At 71.1% G+C, this 15,266-nt stretch carries 10 protein-coding genes; 6 read left to right on the top strand and 4 right to left on the bottom strand.

The features are described 5' to 3' along the window. Positions 1–22: 22 nt before the first annotated feature. The 3 genes from recC to recD are packed head-to-tail and all read left to right on the top strand — an operon-like array spanning position 23 to position 9,392. Positions 23–3,547 (top strand): exodeoxyribonuclease V subunit gamma, encoded by a 3,525-nt coding sequence (gene recC, locus AC1D2E_RS06620; protein ID WP_478196654.1) that lies wholly within the window; start codon positions 23–25, stop codon positions 3,545–3,547. Beyond that, positions 3,544–7,275 carry an exodeoxyribonuclease V subunit beta gene (gene recB, locus AC1D2E_RS06625; protein WP_478196655.1) on the top strand — a complete coding sequence of 1,244 codons (3,732 nt, stop codon included), beginning with the start codon at positions 3,544–3,546 and terminating at the stop codon, positions 7,273–7,275. The genes recC and recB overlap by 4 nt, the downstream gene beginning before the upstream one ends. Beyond that, complete coding sequence (gene recD, locus AC1D2E_RS06630; protein ID WP_478196656.1) at positions 7,272–9,392, top strand: exodeoxyribonuclease V subunit alpha; 2,121 nt, start codon at positions 7,272–7,274, stop codon at positions 9,390–9,392. The genes recB and recD overlap by 4 nt, the downstream gene beginning before the upstream one ends. A 4-nt stretch (positions 9,393–9,396) precedes the next feature. Here recD and AC1D2E_RS06635 read toward each other — a convergent pair whose 3' ends face one another. The 3 genes from AC1D2E_RS06635 to AC1D2E_RS06645 all read right to left on the bottom strand — a co-directional run bounded on the left by AC1D2E_RS06635 (position 9,397) and on the right by AC1D2E_RS06645 (position 11,647). Next, positions 9,397–10,155: an SDR family oxidoreductase gene (locus AC1D2E_RS06635; protein ID WP_478196657.1), complete on the bottom strand. Its 759-nt coding sequence runs from the start codon at positions 10,153–10,155 to the stop codon at positions 9,397–9,399. A 5-nt stretch (positions 10,156–10,160) separates the two neighbouring features. After that, positions 10,161–10,640, bottom strand: coding sequence for a carboxymuconolactone decarboxylase family protein (locus AC1D2E_RS06640; RefSeq protein WP_478196658.1), 480 nt, complete (start codon positions 10,638–10,640; stop codon positions 10,161–10,163). A 125-nt stretch (positions 10,641–10,765) separates the two neighbouring features. Further along, entirely contained in the window at positions 10,766–11,647 is an 882-nt protein-coding gene (locus AC1D2E_RS06645; RefSeq protein WP_478196659.1) for an RNA polymerase sigma-70 factor, read from the bottom strand. 113 nt (positions 11,648–11,760) lie between these two features. Between AC1D2E_RS06645 and AC1D2E_RS06650 the strand changes: the two genes are divergently transcribed. Continuing rightward, complete coding sequence (locus tag AC1D2E_RS06650; RefSeq protein WP_478196660.1) at positions 11,761–12,111, top strand: nucleotide pyrophosphohydrolase; 351 nt, start codon at positions 11,761–11,763, stop codon at positions 12,109–12,111. A gap of 43 nt (positions 12,112–12,154) precedes the next feature. On the opposite strand, the gene AC1D2E_RS06655 is transcribed toward AC1D2E_RS06650, so the two are convergent. Then, positions 12,155–13,072 (bottom strand): YicC/YloC family endoribonuclease, encoded by a 918-nt coding sequence (locus tag AC1D2E_RS06655; RefSeq protein ID WP_478196661.1) that lies wholly within the window; start codon positions 13,070–13,072, stop codon positions 12,155–12,157. Positions 13,073–13,163: 91 nt separating this feature from the next. Between AC1D2E_RS06655 and AC1D2E_RS06660 the strand changes: the two genes are divergently transcribed. Both AC1D2E_RS06660 and AC1D2E_RS06665 read left to right on the top strand, forming a co-directional pair. Further along, positions 13,164–14,171 carry a serine/threonine protein kinase gene (locus AC1D2E_RS06660; RefSeq protein WP_478174706.1) on the top strand — a complete coding sequence of 336 codons (1,008 nt, stop codon included), beginning with the start codon at positions 13,164–13,166 and terminating at the stop codon, positions 14,169–14,171. A 79-nt stretch (positions 14,172–14,250) separates the two neighbouring features. Further along, entirely contained in the window at positions 14,251–15,156 is a 906-nt protein-coding gene (locus AC1D2E_RS06665; RefSeq protein WP_478196662.1) for a PP2C family protein-serine/threonine phosphatase, read from the top strand. Positions 15,157–15,266: the final 110 nt, after the last annotated feature.

Consider the following 15,266-nt stretch of genomic DNA (forward strand, 5'->3'; position numbering starts at 1 on the left):
ACGATCCCCCATCCCCCAAGCAATGACCGACCCCGTCCTCTTCCCCGGCTTCATGGCCGTGCACAGCAACCATCCGGAAGCGCTGCGCGACCTGATGCTGGCCTGGATGGCGCGCCATCCGCTGGCGCCACTGGAGGACGAATGGGTGCTGGTGCAGAGCAACGGCGTGGCGCAGTGGCTCAAGCTGTCGCTGGCGCGCGATGCCGGGCAGGGCGGCATCGGCATCGCCGCCGCATTGCAGACCGAGCTGCCGGCCGCCTTCATCTGGCAGGCCTACCGCGCGGTGCTGGGCGTCCAGGCCGTGCCCGCGGCCTCGCCCTTCGACAAGCCCTTGCTGGTATGGCGGCTGATGCGCCTGCTGCCCGCGCTGCTCGACGAGGCGGTGTTCGCGCCGCTGCGCCGCTTCCTGGCCGACGACGCCGACCTGCGCAAGCGCCACCAGCTGGCCGAGCGCCTGGCCGACCTGTTCGACCAGTACCAGGTCTACCGGGCCGACTGGCTGGCCGGCTGGGCCGAAGGCCACGACCGGATCGTCGCCAGCCGCACCGGTGCCCAGCCGGTGCCCGACGCGCTGCGCTGGCAGCCGCGCCTGTGGCGCGCGCTGCAGGGCGACGTCGGCCCGGCCGGCGCCACCCACAGCCGTGCCGCCGTGCACCAGCGCTTCATGGCCGCGGCGACTGGCTGGCAGGGCGAGCGGCCGGCCGGACTGCCGCGGCGGCTGGTGGTGTTCGGCATCTCCTCGCTGCCGCAGCAGTCGCTCGAGGTGCTCGGTGCGCTGGCGCGCTGGATGCAGGTGCTGATGTGCGTGCACAACCCCTGCGAGCACGACTGGTCGCACATCGTGGCCGACAAGGACCTGCTGCGCGCCGAGCGGCTGCGGCAGCGCCGGCGCCCGGGCGGCGAAGGTGTCATCGCCGAGGAGAGCCTGCACCTGCACGCGCAGCCGCTGCTGGCCGCCTGGGGCAAGCAGGGCCGCGACTTCATCCGCCTGCTCGACGCCCACGATGCGCAGGAGGCCTACGCGCAGCACTTCGATGCCATCGGCCAGCGCATCGACTGCTTCGATGCCAACCCGCAGGACACGCTGCTGCGCCAGCTGCAGGACGACATCCGCGACCTGCGCCCGCTGGCCGAGACCCGCGACAAATGGCCGGCGCTCGACGCGCGGGCAGATCGCTCGATCCGCTTCCACGTCACGCACGGCCCGCAGCGCGAGGTCGAAGTGCTGCACGACCAGCTGCTGTCGGCCTTCGCGGCCGATGCCACGCTGCGTCCGCGCGACGTGATCGTGATGGTGCCCGACGTCGCCGCCTACGCGCCGCACATCCAGGCCGTGTTCGGCCTGCTGGCCGCCGACGATCCGCGCCACCTGCCCTACACCTTGGCCGACCAGGGCCAGCGTCACCACGACCCGCTGCTGGGCGCGCTCGAGAAGCTGCTGGCCCTGCCGCAGTCGCGCATCGCGGTCAGCGACCTGCTCGACTGGCTCGAGGTGCCGGCGCTGCGTGCGCGCTTCGGCATCGACGAGAACCAGCTGCCGCTGCTGCACCGCTGGATCTCGGCCGCCAACATCCGCTGGGGCCTGCATGCCGAGCAGCGCCGCGGGCTCGACCTGCCCGAGGCGCTGGCGCAGAACAGCTGGGACTTCGGGCTGCAGCGCATGCTGCTGGGCTATGCCGTGGGCAGCGGCGAGGCCTGGGAAGAGGTCGAGCCGCTCGACGAAGTGGGCGGCCTCGACGCCGCGCTGCTCGGACCGCTGGTGCAGCTGCTGGCCACCCTCGAGGCCCACTGGCGCACGCTGGCCACGCCGGCAACGCCCGCGGCCTGGGGCGAACGGCTGCGTGCGCTGCTGGCCGACTTCTTCGCCGCCGACGAGGAAAGCGACGGCTTCACGCTGAAGCGGCTCGAGATGTCGCTGCAGCAGTGGCTCGACGCCTGCGCCAATGCCGCGATGGCCGAGGAGATCCCGCTGTCGGTGGTGCGCGAACACTGGCTGGCGCAGATCGACCAGGCCAGCCTCAACCAGCCCTTCTTCGCCGGCGCCGTGACCTTCGCGACCTTGATGCCGATGCGCGCGATTCCGTTCCGCGTGGTGGCGCTGCTGGGCATGAACGACGGCGACTATCCGCGCAGCCGCGTGCCGATGGACTTCGACCTGATGGGCCACGACTACCGGCCCGGCGATCGCTCGCGGCGCGAGGACGACCGCTACCTGTTCCTCGAGGCGCTGCTGTCGGCGCGCGAGCGTCTGCACATCAGCTGGGTCGGCCGCAGCATCCTCGACCATTCGGAGCGCCCGCCCTCGGTGCTGGTGGCCCAGCTGCGCGACCACCTCGCGGCCGGCTGGCGATTGGCGGGCGACGAGCACCTGACGCAGCAGGAAGCCGCCAAGCGGCTGTTGCATGCGTTGACTGTCGAGCACCGGCTCCAGCCCTTTCACCCGGCCTACTTCACGCTTGGCGGCGATGCGCGGCTGTTCAGCCATGCGCGCGAATGGCGGTCCGGCCTGCAGGCACCACCGTCGATCGAAGCGGATGCCGGAGCACCGGCGCTGGCGCCCTGGGCCTTCGACGGCCCGCTCACGCTGCGCCTGCTGGCCGATTTTCTCAAGGACCCGGTGAAGAGCTTCTTCCGGCAGCGCCTGGGCATCCACTTCGAGGTCGACGATCCGGTCGGCGAGGACGAGGAGCCCTTCGCCATCGATGCACTGGAGAACTGGCAATTGCAGAACGAACTGATCCAGGCGCAGCGCGCGGCGCTGGAGGCCGGCGGTTCGCGCGAAGAGGCGATGGTCGCGCAGCTTGCACGCATGGCGCGGCGCGGCGAACTGCCGGCCGGCCACTTCGCCGACCTCGCCCAGGAGCGCCTGGCCGAGCCGATGGAGAAGATGTTCGCCGAGTACACGAAGGCGCTGGCCGAATGGCCCGAGGCGCTGCCCGATGCGGCGCTGGATTACCTGCCCGAGGGCCTCGCAGAGCCGCTGCGCCTGTCCGACTGGCTCGGCGGCCTGCGCGCGAATGCCGGCGGCGAGCGCTGCCGCCTGCTGCTCGACAGCGGCAGCCTGGTCAAGGAGGGCCGATACCGCCTCGACAAGCTGGTGCCCTTCTGGATCGCGCACGTGGCTGCGCACCTGGAGGGCGGTGCGCTCACCAGCCGCATCGTCAGCAAGGCCGGCAGCGTGACCCTGCATGCGCTCGACGTGGCGCAGGCGCGTGCCAGTTGGTCGGTGCTGCTGGACGCCTGGCAGCAGGGCCTTGCCCGGCCGCTGCCGATGGCGCTGCGCAGCGCCCTGGCGTGGCTGGGCAAGGGCGGTTCCGCGGCCGATCCGGCGGCCGGCGCAGCGCGCGAAGCCGCACGCGCCAGCTACGAGRACAGCGACCCGCAGTACGGCAAGTTCGGCGAACGCGACGGCAATGCCTACCTGGCCCGCGCCTATCCCGATTTCGAGGCGTTGTGGGCCGATGGCGAGTTCGCCCGCTGGGCCCTGGCGCTGCTGAAGCCGATGAGCGATGCGGTCGGCCGGGCGCCGGCCAGGGAGGCCGCATGACCTTGCCCTCCCTGCTGGAGCCGTTGAGCTTCCCGTTGCGCGGCAGCCGGCTGATCGAGGCCAGCGCCGGCACCGGCAAGACCTTCACGATCGCCGCGCTGTATTTGCGGCTGGTGCTGGGGCACGGCGGCGCGGCCGCCTTCACGCGGCCGCTGGCGCCGCCCGAGATCCTGGTCGTCACCTTCACCGATGCCGCCACCAAGGAACTGCGCGACCGCATCCGGGCCCGGCTGGCCGAAGCGGCCGAGGCCTTCCTGGCGGATCCCGCGGCGGTGCAGCCGAAGGCGCCGGGCGAGGACCTGCTGCACGACCTGCGCGCCGACTATCCGCCCACGCAATGGCTGGCCTGCGCCCGCACCCTGCGGCTCGCGGCCGAGTGGATGGACGAGGCCGCGGTGTCCACCATCCACGGCTGGTGCAACCGCATGCTGCGCGAGCATGCCTTCGACAGCGGCAGCCTGTTCACGCAGACGCTGGAGACCGATCAGCGCGAGCTGCAGGCCGAGGTCGTGCGCGACTACTGGCGCAGCTTCTTCACGCCGCTGGCGCCGGCCGATGCGAAGCAGGTGCACGGCTGGTGGGCCACGCCCGATGCCTTGCTGAAGGCGGTCGAGAAGCTGGTCGGCCTGAGCGAGGTGCTGGGCGAAGGCCTGCCGCCTGCCGCGGCGCTGCAGCGCGCGCGCGAGCGCACCGGGCGCGAGCTGTCCGTCCTCAAGGCACCGTGGGCCGGCGACGAAGGCTGGGCCGCCGAGCTGCTGGCGGGCCTCGAGGCCGCCGCCGCGGCCAAGCAGTGCAAGCTGCCGAAGCGCAAGGAGTGGATGCAGAAGCTGCGCGACTGGGCCGAGGGCGATGCGCTTCTGCCCGCGCTGACCAAGACCGCCTGGGACCGGCTCACGCCGAGCGGATTGAGTGACGGCTGGAGTGGCGACACCGCATTGCTGCGCCATCCGGCGCTGCATGCACTGGCCGGCCTGCAGGACGCCGTGAGGACCCTGCCCGACGGCCGCCAGGACCTGCTGCGCCACGCGGCCCGCTGGACCGCCGAGCGCTTCGCCAGCGAGCAGGCGCGCCGCGCCCAGATGGGTTTCGACGAACTGCTGACCCGGCTCGACGCCGCGCTGCAGGGCCCCAACGGCGAGCGCCTCGCGGCCCTGATCCGGCGCCAGTTCCCGGTGGCGCTGATCGACGAGTTCCAGGACACCGATCCGCTGCAGTACCGCATCTTCGACGCCGTCTACGGCATCGCCGCCAACGCGCAGGACAGCGCCGTGGTGCTGATCGGCGACCCCAAGCAGGCGATCTACGCCTTCCGCGGCGCCGACATCCACACCTACCTGGCGGCCCGGCGCGACACCGGCGGGCGCCACGCCACGCTCGGCACCAACTTCCGCTCGACCCCCGCGATGGTCGAGGCGGTCAACCGCGTCTTCCGGCAGGCCGAGGAGCGCGAGGAAGGGCAGGGCGCCTTCCTGTTCCGCGCGCGCGGCGAGAACCCGCTGCCGTTCCTCGCGGTGCAGGCCCGGGGCCGCAGCGAGCGCTGGGTTGTCGCCGGCGAGGAAGCATCCGCGCTCACCTGCTGGACGCTCGACGCCGACCCGCCGCCCGGCAACGGCGAGGCCCAGCGCCTGCTGGCCGCCGCCTGCGCCACCGAGATCGTGCGGCTGCTCGCCGATGGACTGGCTGGCCGCACCGGCTTCGCGAAACAAGGCGAGGCGCTGCGCCCTGTGCAGCCCGGCGACATCGCGGTGCTGGTCAACAGCGGCCGCGAGGCCGGCGCGGTGCGCCAGGCGCTGGCCCAGCGCGGCGTGCGCAGCGTCTATCTGTCGGACAAGGATTCGGTCTTCGAGAGCCCGGTGGCGGCCGAGCTGCAGCGCTGGCTGGCCGCCTGCGCCGAGCCCGACGACGACCGGCCGCTGCGCGCCGCGCTGGGCAGCGCCGCGCTGGCGTTGAGCTGGACCGAACTCGACCGCCTCAACCACGACGAGCTGCAGTGGGAAGCGCGGGTGCTGCAGTTCCGCCGCTACCAGCAGACCTGGCGGCGCCAGGGCGTGCTGCCGATGCTGCGCCACCTGCTGAACGACTTCGGCGTGCCGCAGCGCCTGCTGGCCGCGGGGGACGAACGCACGCTGACCGACCTGCTGCACCTGGCCGAACTGCTGCAGCAGGCCAGCGCGCAGCTCGACGGCGAGCACGCGCTGATCCGCTGGCTGGCCGAGCAGCGCGAAGACAGCGCGAGCGAGAACGAGGCGCGCAAGCTGCGTCTCGAAAGCGATGCCGACCTGGTCAAGGTCGTCACCGTGCACAAGTCCAAGGGGCTCGAGTACCCGCTGGTCTTCCTGCCCTTCGCCACCGCCTTCCGCGCCGCCAAGGCCGACGACCTGCCGCTCAAGTGGCACGACGACCAGGGGCGACGCGTGGTCGCGCTGCAGGCCGATGCCGATGCGCTGGAACGCGTCGACCGCGAGCGCCTCGGCGAAGACCTGCGCAAGCTCTACGTGGCGCTCACGCGTGCCCGCCATGCGACCTGGATCGGCGTCGCGCCGCTGGCCGGCGTGGAGCGCAGCGCGCTCGGCTACCTGCTGGGCGGCGGCGCGTCGCTGCCGTCTTCCGCTCTTACCGACGCATTGCTCGAACTGGCAAAGACTTCTCCGGCGATCGCGGTCGAAGCCGCACCCGCAGCGGGCGACGAACGCTACCGCCCGGTCGCTGCCGCCCCGCAGCTCGCGCCCGAGCCCGCGCTGCCCCAGGGCCCGCGCGAGCGCTGGTGGATCGCCAGCTATTCGGCGCTGAGCCGGGCCGCCGACACGCTCGACGACGAAGCCGCGCTGGCGCTCGGCGAGCCCGCGACGCGGCTGGCCCTGCCGCCGACGCCGACCAGTGCCGCCGAGGACATCTACGCCGACAGCCGCTCCGATGCCGCCGCGCCGGAAGACGAGATCAACGCGCCCAGCACCGGCGGCCTGCACGACTTCCCTCGCGGCGCCGGCCCGGGCAGCTTCCTGCACAGCCTGCTCGAATGGGTGGGCCGCCAGGGCTTCGGGCGCGTGCGGTCCGACGCGGCGGCGCAGGCCGACCTGGCCGACCTGATCGCCCGGCGCTGCAACCTCAGCGGCTGGAGCGCCTGGACCGAGCCGCTGCGCCAATGGCTGCTGGGCTGGCTGGCCGCGCCGCTGGACCTCGCCGCGCTGGGCCCCGATGCCGGCGCCGTGGCCCCGGCGTCGCTGGGCCGGGTGCAGATCGAGATGGAGTTCTGGTTCGGCGTGCGGCAGGTCGACCTGCGCGCGCTCGACGCGCTGGTCTGCCGCCACACGCTCGGCGCCGCGCCGCGCGCCGCCCTGCTGCCGCAGCAGCTCAACGGCATGCTCAAGGGCTACATCGACCTCGTGTTCGAGCACCACGGCCGCTACTTCGTGGCCGACTACAAGTCCAACTGGCTGGGCCCGCGCGATGCCGACTACACGCCCGCCGCGCTGCGCGACGCCGTGCTGCAGCACCGCTACGAGCTGCAGTACGTGCTCTACGTCTTCGCGCTGCACCGGCTGCTGCGCGCGCGGCTGCCCGACTACGACTACGAGCGCCATGTCGGCGGCGCGGTCTATCTCTTCCTGCGCGGCCATGCGGCGCCGGGCCAGGGGCTGCACTGCGAGCGGCCGCCGAAAGTGCTGATCGATGCGCTCGACGCCCTGTTCGGCGGTGCGGCGATCCCCGCGACGGAGTTGTCGGCATGAAGGCCTCGTCCGTGTCCGCCGGCGTCTTCCTCGGCCCGCTGCCCGCGCGCCATGCGCCCCTGCTCGCCGACCTCGATCGCTGGGTCGCCGAAGGCTGGTTGCGCGCGCTCGACCGCAGCTTCGCGGCCTTCCTGGCGCAGAAGGCGCCCGATGCCGATCCGCTGCTGATCCTCGCTGCCGCGCTCGTCAGCCACCAGCTCGGCCGCGGCCATGCCTGCCTGGACCTGCAGGCCGCGCTGGCCGATGCGGGCCTGGCCTTGTCGATGCCGCCCGAAGGCGCTGGGCGGGCGGCCGAGGACGCCGCGCCGATCACCGCGCCTTCGACCTTGCTGGCCGGCGTGACGCTGGCGCGCTGGACCAAGGCATTGACGCATCCCGCGCTGGTCGGCGGCGGCGCCGGCGCGACGCCGCTGGTGCGCATCGGCCATCGCCTGTATCTGCGCCGCTACTGGCAGTACGAGCAATCGGTGCGCGCGGCCATCGCCGAGCGGGTCGCGACGCCCACCGCGGTGGCCGCGCCCGAGGCCCGGGCCACCCTGGCCGCGGCGCTCGACGTGCTGTTCCCGCACCGCGACGGCGCCGCCGTCGACTGGCAGAAGATCGCTTGCGCGCTCGCGGCGCGGCAGGGCTTCGGCATCGTCACCGGCGGCCCGGGCACCGGCAAGACGACCACCGTGGTGCGCTTGCTGGCGGTACTGCAGCACCTGGCGCTGGCCGGCGGGGAGGGCCGCCGCCTGCGCATCCGGCTGGCCGCGCCCACCGGCAAGGCGGCGGCGCGGCTCAACGAATCGATCGCCGGCGCGGTCGAGCGGCTGCCGCTCGACGGGCTGGCCGATCCGGCGGCGGTGCGCGCGGCCATCCCGACCGAGGTCACGACGGTGCACCGGCTGCTCGGCAGCCGCCCCGACACCCGCCATTTCCGCCACGACGCTCGCAATCCGCTGGCGCTCGACCTGCTGGTGATCGACGAAGCCTCGATGCTCGACCTCGAGATGATGGCCGCCGTCTTCGCGGCGCTGCCGCCGCATGCGCCGTTGATCCTGCTCGGCGACAAGGACCAGCTCGCCTCGGTCGAGGCCGGCGCGGTGCTGGGCGACCTCTGCCGGCGCGCCGATGCGGGCCACTACAGCGTCGACACCGACACATGGCTGCAGGCCGTCACCGGCGAACTGCTCGAGCCCGAGCTGTGCGATGCAGCCGGCAGCGCGCTCGACCAGGCGGTGGTCAAGCTGCGCATCAGCCATCGCTTCAGTGCCGCGAGCGGCATCGGCAAGCTGGCCGAGGCGGTCAATGCGGGCGACGCCGGCGCGGCGCGGCGCGTGTTCGAGCGCGGCTATGCGGACCTGTCGCAGCAGCGCAGCCTCGACGACGCGGCGCTGCGCCGACTGGTGGTCGACGGCGCCCCCGAGGGCTTCGCGGGCCAGGGACAGGGGCGCCTCGATGGCGGGAAGGCCGTGCCGCCGCCGGCCGGCTACCGCCACTACCTGGCGCAGATGCGCGAAGGCAAGCCGGGCATCGATGCCGCGCAGGCCGACTTCGACGCCTGGGCGCGCAAGGTGCTCGCGGCCTATGGCCGGTTCCAGCTGTTATGCGCCTTGCGCAGCGGCCCGCAGGGCGTCGAGGGACTGAACCAGCGCATCGCCGGCCTGCTGCGCGCCGAGGGCCTGCTGGAGGCCGAGCATGGCGGCTGGTACCCGGGCCGTCCGGTGCTGGTCACCCGCAACGACTACGGCCTGGGCCTGATGAACGGCGACGTCGGCGTCACGCTGGCGATGCCGACCTCGGTGCCCGGCGAGCAGCGCCCGCGCTGGACTTTGCGCGTGGCCTTTGCCGCCGGCGACGGCCAGGACGGCATCCGCTGGGTGCTGCCGAGCCGGCTGCGCGCGGTCGAGACCGTGTTCGCGATGACGGTCCACAAGTCGCAGGGCTCCGAGTTCGCGCATGCCGCGCTGCTGCTGCCCGAACGGGCCAGCCCGGTGCTGACGCGCGAGCTGGTCTACACCGGCATCACGCGGGCCCGGCACTGGTTCACGCTGGTGGCGGCACCGGAGGTGATGCAGGGCGCGGTGCGCAAGCGGGTGGAACGGGTCGGGGGACTGGGCCTGCGCAGCGCGTGAGCGGCTACTTCGAGGCCGCGGACTTGCGGAACCAGTCCTCGAACCCCACCGACCCCAGCCACGGGCTCTTGCCGCTCGGCACCAGCGTGCTGTCTTCCAGCAAGGCGCCGAAGTAGCGCGCCTGCGGATCGGCCACGACCTTGCGCGGGTCCTGCGTCGCGGCCAGGTAGCGCTGCACCAGCTCGGACAAGCGCACCCGTTCCGGCCCGGCGATCTCGACCACGCCATTGACCGGCGCGCCCAGCGTGTAGTCGGCCATCGCCGCCGCCACGTCGTCGGAGCTGATCGGCTGCACGAAGGCCGGCGAGAGCTTCACGGTCTCGCCGTCGGTGCCCGAGTGCGCGATACCGCCGAGGAACTCGAAGAACTGCGTCGACTGGACAATCGTGTAGGGGACCCCGCCGGCGCGGATCAGCTTCTCCTGCGCGATCTTGCCGCGGAAGTAGCCGCTCTCGGCCAGCAGGTCGGTGCCGACCACCGACAGCGCGACGTGGTGCTTGACGCCTGCCGCGGCTTCCGCGGCCAGCAGGTTGCGGCCCGCGGTCTCGAAGAATTCCAGCACAGCCTTGTCCTCGAACGACGGCGAGTTCGCGACGTCGACCACCACCTGCGCGCCCGCCAGCGCTTCGGCCAGGCCCTCGCCCGTGATGGTGTTGACGCCCGAGGCCGGCGAGGCCGCGAGCACCTCATGGCCGCGCTGGCGCAGGTTGGCGACGAGCTTGCTCCCGATCAGGCCGGAGCCGCCGATGACGACGATCTTCATGGTGTTCACTCCAGTCCTGCCTTGTCGAGGCCGTAGGCCTTGTCGGCCGAGCCCGGCACACTCCTGAAGCCGATGCTGAGGCGATTCCAGGCATTGATCGTCATCACGACGAAGCTCAGGTCCGACAGTTCCTTTTCCGACAGCTGGGTGCGCACGCGCTCGTAGACCTCGTCGGGCACGCCGTGTTCGGGCAGCCGGGTCAGGATCTCGGTCCAGGCCAGCGCGGCGCGCTCGCGCGGGTCGAACAGGCTCGATTCGCGCCAGATCGGCAGATGGTGGATGCGCAGCTCGCGCTCGCCGTGCAGCCTGGCTTCCTTCACGTGCATGTCGAGGCAGAAGCCGCAGCCGTTGATCTGCGAGGCGCGGATGTGCACCAGGTCCTGGATCTTCTGCTCGATCGCGCTGTCTTTCTGCAGCATGCTGAACTCGACGAATTTCTTGTACAGAGCGGGCGATTGCTGCATGGGGTTGATGCGTTGGGTCATGGTCACTTCCTTGAGAGCCTCAGAACGGCTGAGGCATCCGCTTGCGAAATCTCGCTGCATGGGCGTCTTTTTTTCGTCCATGCCCACAAGACGCGCCAGCGCGCCGGTTTGTGACAGACCCCGCCTCAATGGCCCCGGAAAGCCGCCGCCAGCCGCGCCAGCTTCTCGGGATTGCGCTGCACGTGGATGCGCGTGATGTGCTCGCCGTCGGTCTCGTACGACTGGGCGGATTCGAGCACCCCGTCGATGAAGCGCAGCAGCGCCCATTCGCCGTTGACCATCGCGAGCTCGACGCGCACGCCGCTGCCGAAGCGAAGGTGGGTGGCATAGAAGAGCTGCGCGATGCGCTGGCCGCCCAGCAGCGGCTTGCCGAAGCTCGGCACGATGCCGCCGCCGTCGCCGATCAGCTCGGCGTTCTCGGCCAGCATGCCGTTCATGGCCGCGAAGTCGCCGCGCGACAGCGCTTCGGCGAAGCCGCGCATCAGCTGGTGGTGCGTGTCGCGCGAGACCGCGAAGCGCGGCCGCTCCTCGCGCAGCTGCGTCTTGGCGCGGTGCACGATCTGGCGGCAGGCCGCCTCGCTCTTGCCGATGGCCTTGGCCACTTCGTCGTAGTCGGCGTCGAACACCTCGCGCAGCAGGAAGGCGGCGCGCGCCTCGGGCGCGAGGCGTTCGAGCATGAACAGGAAGGCCACCGAGACATCGTCCGACAGCTCCTTGGTCTGCTCGGGCGTCGAGGGCYCATCGGTCAGCACCGGCTCGGGCAGCCAGTAGCCGACGTAGTGCTCGCGCTGCACCTTGGCGGCGCGCAGCCGGTCGATCGAGATCCGCGTGGTGATGGTCACCAGCCAGGCCTCGGCGTTGTCGATGCCGGCCTGCTCGGCTTCATGCCAGCGCAGCCAGGCGTCCTGCACCACGTCCTCGGCCTCGGCCACCGAGCCGAGCATGCGGTAGGCGATGCCCTGCAGGCGCGGGCGGAGGCGGTTGAAGGTGGCGGTGGGGTCGGTCATGTGCACCTCAGACGTTTCAGGTCCTGGTGTTGTGACAGGGGTTCGGCGCATCGTCGCCTCATTTCGATGCTAGCCTTGTTGGCCGTCCGCATGATCGTTTTCGACCCCTCGCCATGACCGACTCACTCCGCGAACTCGCGAACCAACTCGACCAGTTCGCCAAGGAGCGCAACTGGCAGCAGTTTCATTCCCCGAAGAACCTGGCATCGGCACTGGTCGTCGAGGCGGGCGAACTGCTCGAGCATTTCCAGTGGCTGACCGATTCGGAGAGCAGGGCGCTGACGCCCGAGAAACGAGACGCCGTCGGCGCCGAGGTGGCCGACGTCCTGCTGTACCTGATCCAGCTCGGCAGCGCGCTGGGCATCGATCCGATCGCGGCGGCGCAGGCCAAACTTCAGGTCAACGCCGTGAAGTATCCGGTCGACCGCGCGCGCGGCAGCCGCGAGAAGTACGACGAGCTCTGACCGTCTCCCGGGCCGAGCACCCTCTCTCGGCCGGCTGAAACCCTCACTCGATGTTCTGCACCTGCTCCCGCATCTGCTCCACCAGCACCTTCATGTCCACCCCGATCCGCGTCAGCTCCAGCGTGGCCGACTTCGAACCCAGGGTGTTGGCCTCCCGGTGCAGCTCCTGGATGAGGAAATCGAGCCGCTTGCCGATCTCGCCGCCCTTCTTCACCAGCCGCTCGATCTCGTCCAGGTGCGAGTCGAGCCGGGTCAGCTCCTCGGCGACGTCGATGCGGATCGCGAAGGCCGTGGCTTCCGACAGCGCCCGGTCTTGCGCCGCCTCGGGCGGGGTGGTGCCGCCGCCCAGGCCCATGGCCTCCGTCCAGCGTTCGAGAAAACGGGTGCGCTGCTGCTCGACCAGCTTGGGCACCAGCGGCAGGGCCTGGGCCGCCAGCTTGCGCAGCTGGCCCAGGTGGTCCAGCAGCATCTTGGCCAGCCGCGCACCTTCGCGCTCGCGCGCGGCCATCAGGGCTTTCACGGTCTTCTCGGTGAGATCGGTCAGCTCCGGCCCCCAGTCGCCCCGGGGCGCCGAATCCCCGGCCGCCAGCCGCAGCACGTCGGCCACGCTCAGGTCCCGCGCGCTCGGCAGCCAGGCCTTGATGGTGTCCTGCACCCCGTTCAGCCGCTGAAGCAGCCTGGGCGAGGGGTCGGCGACACCGGCGGTGGCGGTGTTCTCGATCGCCACCCGCAGCTCGACCTTGCCGCGTTTCAACTGCCCGGTGAGCAGCTCGCGCAGCGCCGGTTCGTGCTGGCGCAGCTCTTCGGGGAGCTTGAAGGTCAGGTCGAGGAATCGGCTGTTGACCGAACGGATCTCGACCCCGAGCCGGCCCGCTGGCTGGGGCCGTGCTTCGGCGTCGGAGTGGCTGCCTGTGGGGCCGTTCTGGCCGCTGGCATAGCCGGTCATGCTGTAAACTGGCATCGCGCCTCGCTGTGGTTTGTTTGCTTTTCACCGAGGGCTCGGCACGGCGTTCGCTTGCTGCACCATCGCCTTCGGGCGAAACTCCCTGATTATGTCAAAGGTCAAACCTTCGCCCCTGCTTCCCGACACCATGATCGGGGGCTACCGCGTCGTGCGGCGGCTTTCCGCCGGCGGTTTCGGCGTCGTCTACCTGGCCGTCGACACCGGCGGCCAGCAGGTCGCCATCAAGGAATACCTGCCCTCGTCGCTGGCCACCCGCGGCACCGGCGAGCTCGCCCCCCAGGTGCCGCCCGAAAAGCTCTCGCTCTACCGCCTGGGCCTCAAGAGCTTCTTCGAGGAAGGCCGCTCGCTGGCCCAGATCTCGCACGCCTCGGTGGTCAGCGTGCTCAACTTCTTCCGCGAGAACGAGACCGTCTACATGGTCATGAACTACCTGGAGGGCGCCACCCTGCAGGATTTCATCGTCACCGCGCGCGACCTGAAGAAGCAGAAAGTATTCCGCGAGTCGACCATCCGCTCGCTCTTCGACGAGATCCTGCGCGGCCTGCGCATCGTCCACCAGCACAAGATGCTGCACCTGGACATCAAGCCCGCCAACATCTTCGTCACCGACGACGACCGCGCCGTGATGATCGACTTCGGCGCCGCCCGCGAGGTGCTGTCCAAGGAGGGCAACTTCATCCGCCCCATGTACACCCCCGGCTTCGCGGCCCCCGAGATGTACCGGCGCGACTCGTCGATGGGCCCCTGGACCGACATCTACGCCATCGGCGCCTGCATCTACGCCTGCATGCAGGGCTACCCGCCCAACGACGCCCCCCAGCGCATCGAGAAAGACCGCCTCGGCCTGTCGCTCTCGCGGCTGCGCGGCATCTACTCCGACAACCTGATCGAGGTGGTCGAGTGGTGCATGTCGCTCGACCCGCTGTCGCGCCCGCAGTCGGTGTTCGCGCTGCAAAAAGAGCTCAGCCGCGAAGGCGAGCGCCGCTACACCAAGCTCACGGTCGGCGAGAAGGTGCGTCTTTCCATCGACAACATGCGCTCCTTCGAAAAGAAGGGCCTGCCCAAGGCCGCAGCACCCACCACACGTCCCGCATGACCCCCCACGCTCATCACTTCGTGTATTCGCTGCCCCCCCAGGGGGGGCTCAGTGCCTTTCGGGCGGCCGGGCAGGCACTGTGAAGTTCTCCGTATTCCAGGTCAGCCGCAAAGGCGGCCGTCTCAAGAACGAAGACCGCATGGGCTACTGCTACACGCGGGAGTCGGGCCTCTTCGTGCTGGCCGACGGCATGGGCGGGCACCCCGAAGGCGAGGTGGCGGCCCAGCTGGCGCTGCAGTCCATCGCGGCGCTCTACCAGCACGAGGCGCGGCCGGTCGTCAAGGACGTCAAGGCCTTCCTGACCTCGGCGGTGATGGCCGCGCACCAGCAGATCATGCGCTACGCCGGCAACAAGGGCATGCTCGACACGCCCCGCACCACGGTCGTGGCGGCGGTCATCCAGGACAACACGGCCACCTGGATCCACTGCGGCGACTCGCGCCTGTACGTGATCCGCGACGGCGAGCTGCTCACCCGCACCCGCGACCACTCCCACGCCGAGCGCCCGCGCGCCAACGCCGGCCCCGAGCCGGTCAACCGCAACCTGCTGCTGACCTGCCTGGGCTCGCCGACCACGCCGCTGTTCGACGTCTCGGCGCCGCTGCCGCTGCTGCGCGGCGACCGCATCATGCTGTGCTCCGACGGCGTCTGGGGCGTGCTCGACGACGGCGTCATCGTGCACATCCTGTCGTCGGGCAAGCCGGTGTCCGACTCGGCGCCCGACCTGGCCGAGATGGCCCTGCGCAACGGCGGCAGCCACAGCGACAACGTCACGCTGATCGCGCTCGAATGGGAAACCCACGACGAGCTGGGCCAGAAGCGCGGCGTTTCCACCGACAGCATCAGCGACGGCGTGTTCGCCTCCACCATCCAGGCCGGCATGCCTTCCGACAGCGAGCTCGACGACCTCGACGACGACGCCATCGAGCGCTCGATCGCCGAAATCAACGAAGCCATCCGCCGCTCAGCCGCCCGCAAAGGCTGAATGTGGCCCCCACGCGCCGTCACTTCGTGTACTCGCTGCCCCCCGAGGGGGCCGCAGGCCGCCTTGGGAGCGGCCCGGCGGCGGCCTGGATCGCCCCCACGCTCCCCCAC

The organism is Variovorax sp. P1_H2, from assembly GCF_056405295.1.

Coding starts and splice junctions, on each gene's coding strand:
- recB (WP_478196655.1), top strand. CDS start 3,544: ATGACCTTGCCCTCCCTGCTGGAGCCGTTGAGCTTCCCGTTGCGCGGC.
- AC1D2E_RS06650 (WP_478196660.1), top strand. CDS start 11,761: ATGACCGACTCACTCCGCGAACTCGCGAACCAACTCGACCAGTTCGCC.
- AC1D2E_RS06635 (WP_478196657.1), bottom strand. CDS start 10,155: ATGAAGATCGTCGTCATCGGCGGCTCCGGCCTGATCGGGAGCAAGCTC.
- AC1D2E_RS06660 (WP_478174706.1), top strand. CDS start 13,164: ATGTCAAAGGTCAAACCTTCGCCCCTGCTTCCCGACACCATGATCGGG.
- recD (WP_478196656.1), top strand. CDS start 7,272: ATGAAGGCCTCGTCCGTGTCCGCCGGCGTCTTCCTCGGCCCGCTGCCC.
- AC1D2E_RS06640 (WP_478196658.1), bottom strand. CDS start 10,640: ATGACCCAACGCATCAACCCCATGCAGCAATCGCCCGCTCTGTACAAG.
- AC1D2E_RS06655 (WP_478196661.1), bottom strand. CDS start 13,072: ATGCCAGTTTACAGCATGACCGGCTATGCCAGCGGCCAGAACGGCCCC.